Here is a 13222-nt window from a genome sequence, read left to right on the forward strand (position 1 = left end):
GCCCTAGCCCCGCGCAATGGCATGGAAGAACGTGCCGCTGACATGGCCGCGCCGGTAGCCCGAGGCGCCGAGCGGGTTGCCCTGGCCGTCGGCAAGGTCGGCCAGCGGCTCGTCATTGCCGGCAGCAAGCATCTGCGCATAGTGGAACTCATGGCCACGGACCAGCGTGCCCTGGTCTCCCAGCGGACAATCGGCACGCAGCCGCGCCTCGCGGTAGCCGAGGTTCATCTTGCGCTTGGCGAAGCTGGTGGAGTGGCCGAGCAGGCCGAGCATTTTGTGCGTCTCGCCCGACGCGTCCTCCAGCGCTTCGCCCAGCACCATGAAGCCGCCGCACTCGCCGTGCACCGGCTTCGTTGCAGCGAAGCTCGCCATGCCGGCCCGGAAATTCCGGGCATCGGCAAGGCGGCCGGCATGAAGCTCCGGATAGCCACCCGGCAACCAGCAGACATCGCAACCGGCGTCGGGCGCCTCGTCGGCCAGCGGCGAGAAGGGGACGATCTCGGCGCCGGCCTTGCGCCAATAGGCGGCGACATGCGGGTAGAGGAAGGTGAAGGCGGCATCCTCCGCCAGCGCGATGCGCTGGCCGGGCGGTTGCAAGGCATCGCCGAAGCCACCAGGAGCCGGCGTGAAGGGCGCGGCCAGCGCCATGATGGCGTCGAGATCGAGCGAGCGCTCGACCATGTCGGCCAAAAGGTCGAGATGCGCCATCAGGTTCTCATATTCGCCGGCCTGGACGAGGCCGAGATGGCGCTCCGGCAGGTTGAGCGTGGGATCGCGCAGGATGGCGCCGACGACGGGCAGGCCGAGCGCCTCGATGGCGTCGCCGCAGAGCCGGCGATGGCGTTCGCTGCCGAGCCGGTTGAGCACGACGCCGGCCATGCGCACATCGGGATCATAGGTGGCAAAGCCCTTGGCCACCGCCGCGGCAGTCGTCGACTGTCCGGATACGTCGAGCACCAGCAGCACCGGCAGGCCGTAGAGCCGCGCCAGGTCGGCGGCCGAGCCGGAGCGTCCGGCAGGCGCGGGAATACCGTCGAACAGGCCCATGGCGCTTTCAAGGAAGATGAAATCGGCATCCTCGGTCGCGTTGCCGGCGAGCGCGTTGAGCAAGGCCGGCGACATCGCCCAGCTGTCCAGATTGACACCGGACAGACGCGTCGCGGCGGTGTGGAAGCCGGGGTCGATATAGTCGGGACCGGATTTGGCGCCACGCACCTTGACGCCGCGCCGCGCCAGCGCGCGCAGGATGCCTATCGTGACGCTGGTCTTGCCGGAACCCGAGCGCGGTGCGCCGATGATGATGGCGCGGGTCATGGCTCGCCCGCCAGTGCCGAGCGCATGGCGACGATGCCGCCGACGACGATCAGCGCCGGCGCGGTGAGCCCGGCCGCCGCTGCCTCTTCGGCGATGGTGGCTAAAGTGGCGACGACGATGCGCTCCTGCGGTGTCGTCGCGGACACGATTACCGCGGCCGGTGTCGACGGCGTCAGGCCGCCGTCGAGCAGGGAGGCTGCGATGACGGGCAGATTGGCCATGCCCATATAGACGACCACAGGCTGGCCGGTGCGGGCGATTGCCGCCCAGTCGAGGTCGTCTTCGGTGCCGGCGGCATGGCCGGTCGCCAGGATCACCGCCTTGTTGATGCCACGCATGGTGGCAGGGATGCCGGCCGCGGCGAGCGCGCTGAGGCCCGACGTCAGGCCGGTCAGGACGCGGAACGGGATGTTTTCCCGCGCCAGCGCCAAAGCCTCTTCGCCACCACGGCCGAAAATATAGGGGTCGCCGCCCTTCAGCCGGACGACTCTGCGGCCCTCTCGCGCCAGACGCACCAGCAAAGTGGTGATGTCGTCCTGTTTCATCGACGGCTGGCCACCGCGTTTGCCGGCATAGAAAAGCTCGGCGCCTTCGGCGACGGCAACGACATCGGGCGAGACCAGCGCATCGTAGACAAGCGCGTCGCATTGCCCGAGCGCGGCCAGCACTTCCAGCGTCAGGCAGCCGGGATCGCCGGGGCCGGCGCCCGCCAGCCAGACGTGTCCGGGCGCCAACTCGCTCGGCCTGAATTTCAGCCGCGCGAGCGCTTGCTCGACCGTTGCGTTTCCGCTCTTATGCTTGGCGCTGCCGCTCACAATCCGTCCCGTCCGCGAAAACGCCGCTGGTAGTGGGCGTCGTAAAGTGAACTCTCGCCAAAATCCCGCGCCGCCAGCGAACTGCCGACGAAGATGATCGCCGTGCGCTCCATCGGATCGGCGGCCAGCTGCGCCTCGATGGTCGCCAACGTGCCGGTCAGCACGCGCTCGTCCGGCCAGGAGGCGCGGAAGACGACCGCCACCGGGCAGTCGGCGCCATAGAGCGGCGTCAGCTCGGCGACGACGCGGTCGATGGCATGGATGGCGAGATGGATGGCAAGCGTGGCGCCGGTGCGACCGAAGCCGGCCAGCGTCTCTCCCGGCGGCATTTTCGAGGCGCGGCCAGAGACGCGGGTCAGCACCAGGCTTTGCGCGATTTCGGGAATGGTCAGTTCGCGGCGCAACGCTGCGGCAGCGGCGGCGAAGGAGGGCACGCCCGGCGTCAGCGTGTAGGGGATAGCGTGCTTCTCCAGCCGGCGGATCTGCTCGGCCACCGCGCTCCATACCGACAGGTCGCCGGAATGCAGGCGAGCGACATCGTGGCCAGCCTTGTGGGCGGCCAGATATTCGGCCTCGATCTCGTCCAGCGACATCGGGGCGGTGTCGATTATTTTTGTCCCCGGCGCGCAGTGCTGCAGCAATTCCGGTGCGACGATCGAGCCGGCATGGAGACAGACCGGACAACTGGCCAGCAGCCTTGCGCCGCGCAATGTGATGAGGTCGGCGGCGCCCGGACCGGCGCCGATGAAATGGACGGTCATGGCGCATCTCCGCTGATGGCGATGGCGCAGGTGACCGGACCGAGCACGGTGCGCGGCCCCAGCAGCTTTGCGCCTTTGCCGGCGGCGGCCAGCGCGGAGGTTTCGGAAACTGATGGCGTACCGGCATGCGCTTGCGACAGTTCGGAGCGGCTGAGCGTGCTGGATGATGCGGCCTTGAGGGCATCGTCCTCTACAACTATCACCGGGAGAGCGAGTTCGCGCCCGGCGGAGAAGATTGCCTCTTCGTCGCGTTTGAGCGGTGCGGTGGCCAACGCCGAAAGCGCCGTCATCGCCAGCCCGTGTGCTTCCAGGGCGGTCTCTATCGCCGCAAGCACCTCGCTTGCGTTGACGCCTTTGCGGCTGCCGATGCCTGCAACCATCATGGCTTCACCCAGCTCCATTGGGTGACAGGCATGGCCGGCCGCCAGGCTTGCATCGCGCCGACCGGAGAGGCGCGGGATATGGCAATGCGGGTCAGATCGCCGCCGTGCCTGGTGTGCTGGGCGAGGAGCAAAGCCTCCATCTCCAGCGTCACGGCATTGGCCACCAGCCGACCGCCGGAGGGCAACGCCTTGATGGCTGCGCCGAGCACGCCGGTATCGCTGCCACCGCCGCCGATGAAGATGGCATCGGGTGTATCCAGTTTGGCTAGCGCCTTCGGCGCCGAACTTTCCACGACGACAAGGCCGGGGACGCCGCAAGCAGCAGCGTTGCGATGAATGCGGGCAGCGCGGGTCGAATCGGCCTCGATAGCGATGGCGCGCATCGAGGGGTGGGCCAACATCCATTCGATGCCGATCGAGCCGGAACCGGCGCCGATATCCCACAGCAGTTCGCCGCGCCGCGGCGCCAGCGCCGACAGGGTCATGGCGCGGACCTCGCGCTTGGTGATCTGGCCGTCATGCTCGAAAAGATGATCGGCCAGGCCCGATGCGAGCGGCAGGATTCGGGCATCCGGCGTTGAGTCAACTTCGATCGCCAGCACGTTGAGCGGGTTGATATTTTCGAGATTGAACGCGTCGGCGCGGGTCGAACGCGCGTTTTCACGCGGACCGCCCAAGGCCTCCAGCATCGTCACCCGCGATGCGCCGAAGTTGAGTTCGGTCAGCAGCCGCGCGATCGCCGTCGGCGCATCGGCGTCGGAGGTCAGGGCAAGAATGCGGGTGCCGGGGTGCAGCAGCGGCCGGATCAAGTCGATCGAGTGGCCATGCAGGGAAATGGTCTCGATGTCCTGCAAGGGCCAGCCGAGGCGGGATGCGGCCAGCGAAAGCGACGATGGCGCGGGGATGACATGCATGTCCTGCGTCTTCACCTTGCGGGCGAGGGTGGCGCCAACGCCATGGAAGAACGGGTCGCCGGAGGCGAGCACGCAGACGTTCTTGCCGGCCAGCGCCAGCACGTCGCGCATGTCCGGGTCGAAGGGGGTAGGCCAGGCGCGGGCTTCGCCCTTGATGAGCGACGCCACCAGCGCAAGGTGGCGCTTGCCGCCAAAGACAAAGTCGGCGCCGGCGATCCGCCGCTTGGCCTCGTCGCCGAGACCCGTTACACCGTCCTCGCCGATGCCGATGATAGTGAGCCATCTTGAGTTGAGCTTGGCGCCGCGCGGACCTTCAGCAGGCATGATGACCCACCGCATTCTGATCCTCGGCGGAACCACCGAAGCCCGGCAGCTGGCGGGAAAGCTGGCTCTTCGCGCCGATCTTTCGGTCACGCTGTCGCTGGCCGGACGCACGGAAAGCCCGGTCGCGCAAGGCGTGCCCGTCCGAGCGGGAGGATTTGGCGGTGCGCACGGGCTGGCGGCGTATCTCAAGGAAGCCGGCACGGCTTTGCTGATCGATGCCACGCATCCCTATGCGGCGCAAATTTCGGCCAATGCGGCGCAAGCAGCGGACCTTTCCGGCGTACCGATCATGGCGCTCAGGCGTCCCGGCTGGGAGCCTGTCGAGGGCGATTGCTGGACGCTGGTCGATATCGTAGCCGAGGCAGCCAAGGCGCTCGGCGAGGCGCCGCGTCGCGTCTTTTTGGCGCTCGGTCGGCAAGAGGTGGCCGCCTTCGAGGCTGCTCCCCAACACCATTATCTCATCCGCAGCGTCGATCCGGTCGAGCCGAGGCTGGCGGTGCCCGATGCGACCTATCTGCTGGCGCGCGGGCCGTTTGGGGAGGCCGACGAACGCGCCCTGCTTGCCGAGCATGGCATCAACGTCATCGTCTCCAAGAACAGCGGCGGCGAGGCGACTTACGGCAAGATCGCGGCGGCGCGAGCGCTCGGCATCGAGGTGATCATGGTGCGCAGGCCGGCGCTGCCGGACGTTCCGTCGGCTGAAACCGTCGAAGCGCTCGCCGCGATGGTCGATCATTTTCTCGAACCCGTCGCGGAGCGCGGCGTGTAGACCAGCGACGGCCGCTCACCGCGGCGGATGATCCTGGTTTCCGGCGAGCCGATGATGATGCAGGTCGCCATGTCGGCCTTTTCCGCGTCGGCGTCGGCCAGCAAGAAAACCTCGATCCGCTCGTCGGGTCGGCCGGCGGCGCGGCCGAAGATGACCGGCGTCGTGCCGGGCAGGATGGCGGCCAGGCATTCGAAGGCACGGCCGAGCTGCCAGGGGCGCGCCTTGCTGATCGGATTGTAGAGCGCGATGACGAAGCCGGCGCCGGCGGCCGCCAGCAGGCGCAACTCGATCAGCTCCCACGGCTTGAGATTATCGGACAGCGAGATGGCGCAGAAATCATGGCCGAGCGGCGCGCCGATGCGGGCGGCAACGGCGAGCATGGCGGTGATGCCCGGCACGATGGCGACATCGACGGCGCGCCATTCGGCAGGGCCAGCCTCGATCGCCTCGCAGACGGCCGCCGCCATGGCGAAGACGCCGGGATCGCCGCCGGAGACGACGGCGACGTCATGGCCTTCGGCGGCTTTCACCAGCGCGTCCTTGGAGCGGGCAAGCTCTTCGCGATTGTCGGAGGCGACACGGGTCTGGTCCGGGCGCAGCTCGAGCCGGTCGAGATAGGGCTTGTAGCCGTAGAAGAATTTGGCTTTCGCAACGGCGCGGCTGGCCTCCGGCGTGACCTGGTCGGCATTGCCAGGCCCAAGGCCGATGACGGTGAGACGGCCGCTCATGGCTTGGCTCCCGTCGCACCGGGCCGGGCCGACCAGCCGGCGACCAGCACGATGGCGAAGTAGGGCGCCTTGTCGTCCTGCTTGTCGGCCAGCCGCATCGAGACGCTGCCCGGCATGGTGCCGCGCTCGACATAGACGGCCTTCGTCAGCTTGCCGGTCGCCTCCAGCGCCCGTCTGATCTTGGGCAGGTTGCGGCCAACCTTCATGATGACGGCGGCATCGGTGCCGGCAAGGCGGCGCGTCAGGTCGAACTCGCTCATCGTGCCCGGCAGCACGGTCAGCACGTCGTCGCCCTGGACGATCGGCAGTCCCGTTGCCGACCAGCAGCCGGACATGGCGGTGACGCCGGGAATGACCTCGGTCGGGAAGCGGTGCGCCAGCCTGACATGCAGATGCATATAGGACCCGTAGAAGAGCGGGTCGCCTTCCGAGAGCACCGCGACCATCCTTCCGGCATCGAGGTGCACGGCGACCGCCTCGGCCGACTGCTCGTAGAACTCGGTGATCTGCGAGCGGTAGTCGTCGTGATCCTTGTCGATCTCCGTCGTCACCGGATAGAGCAGCGGCAGTTCCAGCATATCCGGCCGGAAGCGCGCCTCGACGATGGCCCGCGCATTGCTGTTGTTGCCGCGCTTGGCGAAGTACGCCACGACATCGGCTTCAGCCAATGTCCGCGCGGCTTTCAGCGTCAGCAGTTCGGGGTCGCCGGGACCGGTGCCGACGCCAACCAGGCGGCCCTTTGCGATCGCGTTCACAGGCCCGGCCTCGCCAATGCGTTGAGCGCTGCGGCGGTCATGGCGCTGCCACCCAGCCTGCCGCGCACGATGGCGTAAGGCACACCATAGGAATTCTCGGCCAGCGCATCCTTGCATTCGGCAGCGCCGACGAAGCCGACCGGCATGCCGATGATGGCGGCCGGCTTCGGCGCGCCGTCGCGCAGTTTCTCCAGCAGGTAGAAGAGCGCGGTCGGCGCATTGCCGATGGCGACGACCGAACCGGCCATGCGCTCGCCCCACAGGTCGATCGCGGCGGCCGAGCGGGTGTTGCCGATCTCCCTGGCGATCTCGGTTGTGCGCGGATCGCGCAGGGTGCAGATCACCTCGTTGCCGGCCGGCAGCCGGGCGCGGGTGACGCCATGCGAAACCATCTCCGCATCGCAGAAGATCGGCGCACCGCCTGAAAGTGCGGCACGTGCGGCGGCAACGAAATCGCTGGAGAAGATGAAGTGCTGCGCCGCCTCGACCTGGCCGCAGGCATGGATCATGCGGATCGCGACATCGGCCTCGGCCTCCGAAAAGCGCGACAGGTCGGCCTCGGCGCGGATGATGGCGAAGGAGCGCTCGTAGATCGCCGTGCCGTCGTGGATATAGTCGTAGGCGGCCATGCTCATTCCTGTCGGTAAGCTTCTGCGATGCCGGCCGCGCCAAGCCTTGCCAGGCAGGCGGCGGCGGTCTCGCCCCGAAGTCGTTCTTTGCGGATTGCCGCTGCAACGCCGCCGATGCCGCGCGCGGCGTCATAGCCCGGCCTGTATCCGGCAGGAAGAGCCTTTGCCGTCGCGTCCACGACAAGTCCGGCTCCGTTTTCGTCACCAACCAATGTCAGCGCTGCTTTGCCCGGATGCGCGCAGCCCTTGGCGCAGCCGGATATGTGCAATGTAAGGGAGGCATCGAGGATGTCGGCGTTTTCCGCGGCGATGGTCTCGGCGATGTCGCGGGTGGAGATCTGGCCGGAGGCGCAGGCCGGCGTGCCGGGGCACGCGGCGATGCGCGTGCGGGGGTCGGCGGGGGTTGTGACGAAGCCGAGGGTGGTGGCTGCTTCTTGGAGTGGCGGGCAGGCGGCAGGCGCAAGGCCAAGGAAAAGTAAGGCGCGGCCCGGCGCCAGGCGGATTTCGGTGGCGCCTAGGGCGAGGGCCTGTTGCGTGAGATCGATGAGTTTCTGCGCTGGCATGCTGCCGTAGGGCAGGCCGATGCCGAGGGCGTGACTGGCCGCGGCCAGATCGAAGATGCCGACGGGCGAGCGGGCCGAAGGTGTCAGAGGAAAGCGTTCCTTCGCGCCCCCCGGCAGGACAGAGGGGGGCGTGAAGGAATGCCAACTTGCGAGGGATACTAACTGCCGCTCCGACAAATCCCGTGCGTGTGCCTCGCGGCCCTTTTCCGCAACCATCCGTAGAGCGGCGACGGCGGTGTCGCGGGCCACATCGCCCTCGACAATCGCAAGCGGCGTCGCATTCTGCCCGTCGCCCGCAACAGACACCCGCCACTGGATTCCCGCATCGGTCCGCGCTGCAACAAGCCTCACATCGGCCGTCACTGCATCCATGACCAACTGCCCGCCGCCGTCGACAACGACCGAAACCTTCGGCCCCAGCCGCTGCGCCAGCCCGGCTTCGTCAACTGCCGCCCGAATGTGCTCCGCCAACGACCGCGGGTCTGCGACCTCCTGCGGGTCGATGCCCGCCAGCGGTCCGGTCTCCACCGGTACGCCGGTGCGCACGGCAATGCCGAGCGCGTCGACCTCTCCGGCCAGCCGCCGCGCACTCTCCGCCGTCAATCCCCGTATCTGCAGACTGCCGCGCGCGGTGACTTCCATGATGCCGTTGCCGTGGCGCAGGGCGGATTCGCAGAGCCCGATCAGCGACTTCGGCGAAAGTCCTCCAGCGACTGGATTGAGCCGCACCAGCAGTCCGTCGCCGGTCTGCATCGGCTTGCTGAGGGCAGGGCAGGCGCCACGGCGGGAGAAGGCGTTCATGCCGCCACCCCTTGGGCTTCGGCGATCAGGGCGGCGAGATCGTCGTCGATCGAATTGCGCAGCGGGTGCCACAGCCCGCGCCGCCGTGCCGATTGGAACCGCTCGGCGATGACTTTGGCTGCCGCCGGGTTCTCGCGCAGGATGAAGGCGCGGACATCTGGATCGCCGAGATAGGCGTCATGCACGGCCTCGATCAGTGTGCCCGATATGGCCTGGGTGGTTTCGGCAAAGCCGACCAGCCGGTCGACCGTCTCGGCGAATTCCGAGGCGCCGCGCGGACCATGGCGCATCTGCCCGGCAATGAAGCGGGGATTGACCGCACGGGCCCGAACGACGCGAGATACGGCTTCCCCGACCGAGCGCGGCTTCGGTTTTTGCGGGTCCGTGGTGTCGAGAACGATGACGTCGGCGTTCTTGCCGAGGGCCGCAAGCGCTGCCGAAAAGCCGCCGATGAAGGCGACATCGGCGGAGCCTTCCAAAATGTCGCGGCCGGGGTCGTCGCTGGTGTGAACGAGGAGGTCGGCCTCGGCGATCCGGGTTTCGAAGGCTCCGGGCGCGGAGACCGCTTCGCCGTCGGCGCCGCCATAGGCGTGCGAGGTGGCGTCGAGATAGGCGCGGCCGATTTCTTCCCGCGCGGCCCAGTCGCCGCTCGACAAGAGATCCTCGACGCCGGCGCCATAGGTGCCGGGCGAGGTGCCGAAGATGCGCGGGCTGATCTTGCCCTCAATGCGGGTCCTGGCCGCCAGCGGGTTTTCCGAATCTTCCTCGTCGCGGGTGGCGACGGCATTGGCGGCGGCATCGATCAGGGCGATCTGGGTCGGGAACATGTCGCGGAACAGGCCCGATATGCGCCAGGTGACATCGACGCGCGGGCGGCCGAGCGTTGCCGGCGGGAGCACTTCGATACCGGTGACGCGGCCGGTCGCTGCGTCCCATTGCGGCCGGCAGCCCATCAGCGCCAGGCCCTGCGCGATCTCTTCGCCGCCGGTGCGCAACGACGCCGAGCCCCAGAGGTCGATGACTAAAGAGCGCGGCCAGTCGCCATGCGACTGCATATAGCTTCGCACCACTTCCTCGGCCGCCGCCTTGCCCAGATCGAAGGCGGTCGGAGTCGGCATGGTGCGCGGGTCCGAGGTAAACAGGTTGCGGCCGGTGGGCAGCACGTCGGATCGGCCGCGGGCCGGTGCGCCGGCCGGCCCGGCCGTGACGTGGTGGCCGTCGAGCGCCGCCAGAAGCGCTGACTTCTCGGCCGCCGCACTTTGCTTGCGCCGCGGATCGGCCTCGCCGTCAGGCGAGCGGCCATAGATATGCAGGCCGTCCTTGATGGCGAAGTCCTTGAGGTCGCAGAGCCAGGCGTCGATGCGGCGCAGCGCTTCGTCGGTAGCATCCGTCCTGGCGACACCGGCCTCGGCGGCAAGCCCGGTCTTCCGAGCGGTCTCGACGATCAGGCTCGCCAGCCGGTCGCGGCGGCGGCGGTCGAGACCGTCGGCCTGGGCATATTCGTCGACCAGGCGTTCAAGCTTGTGCTGGTTCTCGTCCAGCCCGGCGCCGGTCAGCGGCGGCGGCAGATGGCCAAGCGTGACGGCGGCAATGCGCCGCTTGGCTTGCGCCGCCTCGCCGGGGTTGGAGACGATGAAGGGATAGATGACGGGGAGTGCGCCGGTGACGATTTCCGGAAAGCAGGTCTCGCTGAGCGCGACGGTCTTGCCGGGCAGCCATTCCAGCGTGCCGTGGGCACCGACATGGATGAGGGCATGGACCCCCAGCGATTTGCGCAGCCACAGGCCAAAGGCGATCAGGGCATGGCGCGGGGGGAGCGTCGGGTCATGGTAGTCGGCGCGGCGATCGGTTGACCGGCCGCGGTCGGGGGCGAGTGCTACGGTGATGTTGCCGAAGGTCGCGGCGCGGAAGGGGAAGTGCTTTTCGCCTATCGGCTGCGAAGGTTTGCATTCTGTCGAGCCCAGGACAGAGGGGGGCGCATTGACGTGCGCTTCGTCTTTAGCCTTGCCCCACGCCGCCTCAATCGCATCGCGCGCCGTTTCGGGCAGCTCCGCCGAAAGGGCGAGGTAATCCTCCAAGGAAAGGCCATGGCCTCCCTTTTCCAGCACCTCCAGCAACTCGCGCGGCGATTGCGGAATCCCTTCAACGGCGTAGCCCTGTTCCCTGAGGTCGTGCAGCATGGCGAGCACGCTGGAGGGCACGTCGAGGCCGACGGCATAGCCGGTGCGGCCAGGGGCGCTGGGATAGTCCGGGATCAGGATGGCGAGCTTGCGCGTCGCGCGCGGCGCGCGCTGCAGGCGGATGAAGGCTTCGATGCGGCTCGCCACCTGCGCCACGCGATCACCTTCCGGCCGGTTGGCGAAGGCGCGGAAGGCCAGTGCCGGATCGGTTTCGCTTTCACCCTTGAAGGAAATGGCGCCGGCAAGGATGCGGCCGTCGAGTTCGGGCAGCACGACATGCATGGCGAGGTCGGCCGGCGTTAGGCCGCGCTGGTTCTTTTCCCAGACATCGCGGCGCGTCGTGGCGACGATGACCTGGAAGACTGGCACGCCAGCGCGGTCGAACAGGGTTTCGATACCGGGTTCGGCGCCGGAGGCGAAGGCGGTCGCGGTGACGATGGCGGCGGGGTTGAGCGCCGCCAGTGCCGTCTCGACAAAGGCGAGCGAGGCACGGTCCTTGAGGCTCGACACGAAGATGGGCACGGGTGCCATGCCGCGCGCTCTGAGTGCCTCGACGAGCGCGTCGATCGGCGCTACGTCGGCGGCAAGCAGCATCGAGCGGTAAAACAGGATGGGGATGACGGCGGCGCGGACATTCGAAAGGCCCGGCTTCTCCACGACGCCTCGTCCAGGCTCGTAAAATCCCGCCTTGGGCACCGCGACCGGCTCGGCGACTGCCGCATCCGATCCCGCCAACCGCGCCAGCCTCTGCATCAGCGCGCTCATATTCTCCGGCCCGCCTTCGCGGAAATAGCCGAGCAACGCATCGAGCTCCTCGCGGGGCAGCGTCGAGCCTTCGATCAGGCGAAAATCCTCGTCGTGGCTCTCGCCGGGCAGCAGCGCCAGTTTGATGCCGCGTTCGCGCGCGATTGCGGCGAGCTGGTCGCAGCCGTAGCGCCACCAGTCGTAGCCACCGAGGATGCGGACGAGGATGACCCTGGCATGTCGTGCCACGCTGTCGATCCAGAGATCGACGGACATCGGATGGCGCAAATCGCGAAGTGCGGCGAGCCGCATCGACGGCAGGCGCTCCGCGTCCGCCTTCCATGCCGCCGCCAGTCCGGAGAGATCGCTGTCGGTAAAGGACAGTGCCACGATATCCGCCGGCGTCTGCCGGAGATCGACAGGCTCGGCGAGGTCGTCGAGCGAGGCGGATGTTGTGGTGAGGATGTGCATCGCGGTTCGGATTTGCCTCAGCCGGCGAGGATACGCTCGATGGCCGGGCGGTTCAGCCCCTTCAAGCCGATGACGACGAGGCGCGAGCGGCGGTCATCTTGCGCCGTCCAGGCGCGGTCGTAATAGTGGTTGACGCGCGGTCCGACGGCCTGAAGCAGCAGCCGCATCGGCTTGCCACCGACCTCGACGAAGCCTTTGACGCGCAGCACGTTCTCTTCCTCGGCGGCGGTGGCGACGCGTTTCGCCAGCTCATCCGGATTGGCGATCGAGGGAATGTCGACAATGAACGTGTCGAAGTCGTCATGCTCGTGGTCGAATGCGCCGTCATGATGGGACTTGCGGTTCTCGATGTCGTCTTCGACGGCGAGACCGAGGCCGAGCAGTACGGAGGGATCGACCTTGCCCTGCGAGGTCGGCACGATCTTGACCGCGCGCGAAAGGTGCTCGCCGATGAGGGCATTGGCGCGGGCCGAACCGGCGGCGTCCATCAGATCGCTCTTCGACAGGATGATCAGGTCGGCACAGGCGACCTGATCCTCGAACACTTCCTCGACCGGGTCGTCGTGATCGAGCGTCTCGTCCTGGGCGCGCTGCGCCTGAAGGGCGTCCATGTCGTTGGCGACGCGGCCTTCGGCCAGGGCCGGCCCGTCGACCACGGCAATGACGCCGTCGACGGTGACACGGCTTTTGACGCTCGGCCACTGGAAGGCCTGGACGAGCGGCTTCGGCAAGGCCAGGCCCGAGGTTTCGATCAGGATGTGGTCGACCTTCGGCGTGCGCGACAGGATCTGGTCCAGCGCCGGGACGAAATCGTCGGCGACGGTGCAGCAGATGCAGCCATTGGCCAGTTCGACGATGTTCTCCTCCGGGCACGTGTCGATGCCGCAGCCTTTCAAAATCTCGCCGTCGATGCCGATGTCGCCGAACTCGTTGACGATGATGGCCAGCCGCTTGCCCTTGGCGTTTTCCAGCAGATGGCGGATCAGCGTCGTCTTGCCGGCGCCGAGGAAGCCGGTGACGACGGTGCAGGGGACGCGGGAGAGGTTGGCGGACGAATCTGGAGCGGTCATG

At 67.8% G+C, this 13222-nt stretch carries 12 protein-coding genes; 1 reads left to right on the top strand and 11 read right to left on the bottom strand.

Annotated features, from left to right (window positions below; genetic code table 11):
• Positions 1-3 precede the first annotated feature (3 nt).
• Genes AC1RUK_RS07355 through cbiE form a run of 5 tightly spaced genes read right to left on the bottom strand, consistent with a single transcriptional unit; the run spans position 4 to position 4511 of the window.
• Positions 4-1314: a cobyrinic acid a,c-diamide synthase CobB gene (locus tag AC1RUK_RS07355; protein WP_481836152.1), complete on the bottom strand. Its 1311-nt coding sequence runs from the start codon at positions 1312-1314 to the stop codon at positions 4-6.
• A complete protein-coding gene (gene cobA / locus AC1RUK_RS07360; RefSeq protein WP_481836151.1) occupies positions 1311-2129 on the bottom strand; it encodes a uroporphyrinogen-III C-methyltransferase in 819 nt (272 codons plus the stop codon). Before cobA ends, AC1RUK_RS07355 begins: the two co-directional genes overlap by 4 nt.
• Positions 2126-2890, bottom strand: coding sequence for a precorrin-4 C(11)-methyltransferase (cobM, locus tag AC1RUK_RS07365; protein ID WP_481836150.1), 765 nt, complete (start codon positions 2888-2890; stop codon positions 2126-2128). Before cobM ends, cobA begins: the two co-directional genes overlap by 4 nt.
• On the bottom strand, positions 2887-3273 hold the full coding sequence (locus AC1RUK_RS07370) for a cobalamin biosynthesis protein (protein WP_481836149.1): 387 nt from the start codon (positions 3271-3273) through the stop codon (positions 2887-2889). The genes cobM and AC1RUK_RS07370 overlap by 4 nt, the downstream gene beginning before the upstream one ends.
• Entirely contained in the window at positions 3270-4511 is a 1242-nt protein-coding gene (cbiE, locus tag AC1RUK_RS07375) for a precorrin-6y C5,15-methyltransferase (decarboxylating) subunit CbiE (RefSeq protein WP_481836148.1), read from the bottom strand. Before cbiE ends, AC1RUK_RS07370 begins: the two co-directional genes overlap by 4 nt.
• A 1-nt stretch (position 4512) precedes the next feature.
• Here cbiE and AC1RUK_RS07380 point away from each other — a divergent pair, with 1 nt between their 5' ends.
• The gene (locus AC1RUK_RS07380; RefSeq protein ID WP_481839553.1) at positions 4513-5280 is read left to right on the top strand and encodes a cobalt-precorrin-6A reductase; all 768 of its coding nucleotides are present in this window, start codon (positions 4513-4515) and stop codon (positions 5278-5280) included.
• On the opposite strand, the gene AC1RUK_RS07385 is transcribed toward AC1RUK_RS07380, so the two are convergent.
• The 6 genes from AC1RUK_RS07385 to cobW are packed head-to-tail and all read right to left on the bottom strand — an operon-like array spanning position 5244 to position 13221.
• Positions 5244-6008 carry a precorrin-3B C(17)-methyltransferase gene (locus tag AC1RUK_RS07385; protein ID WP_481836147.1) on the bottom strand — a complete coding sequence of 255 codons (765 nt, stop codon included), beginning with the start codon at positions 6006-6008 and terminating at the stop codon, positions 5244-5246. The two genes, AC1RUK_RS07380 and AC1RUK_RS07385, sit on opposite strands and share 37 nt — an antisense overlap.
• Positions 6005-6763 (bottom strand): precorrin-2 C(20)-methyltransferase, encoded by a 759-nt coding sequence (locus AC1RUK_RS07390; protein WP_481836146.1) that lies wholly within the window; start codon positions 6761-6763, stop codon positions 6005-6007. The genes AC1RUK_RS07385 and AC1RUK_RS07390 overlap by 4 nt, the downstream gene beginning before the upstream one ends.
• Entirely contained in the window at positions 6760-7392 is a 633-nt protein-coding gene (locus AC1RUK_RS07395) for a precorrin-8X methylmutase (RefSeq protein WP_481836145.1), read from the bottom strand. Before AC1RUK_RS07395 ends, AC1RUK_RS07390 begins: the two co-directional genes overlap by 4 nt.
• Before the next feature lie 2 nt (positions 7393-7394).
• Positions 7395-8756, bottom strand: a complete 1362-nt coding sequence (cobG, locus tag AC1RUK_RS07400; RefSeq protein WP_481836144.1) for a precorrin-3B synthase — start codon at positions 8754-8756, stop codon at positions 7395-7397.
• The gene (gene cobN, locus AC1RUK_RS07405; protein WP_481836143.1) at positions 8753-12151 is read right to left on the bottom strand and encodes a cobaltochelatase subunit CobN; all 3399 of its coding nucleotides are present in this window, start codon (positions 12149-12151) and stop codon (positions 8753-8755) included. The genes cobG and cobN overlap by 4 nt, the downstream gene beginning before the upstream one ends.
• Before the next feature lie 17 nt (positions 12152-12168).
• Positions 12169-13221, bottom strand: a complete 1053-nt coding sequence (gene cobW, locus AC1RUK_RS07410) for a cobalamin biosynthesis protein CobW (RefSeq protein WP_481836142.1) — start codon at positions 13219-13221, stop codon at positions 12169-12171.
• Between the last annotated feature and the right edge of the window lies 1 nt (position 13222).

The sequence above is a fragment of the Mesorhizobium monacense genome (assembly GCF_056781675.1).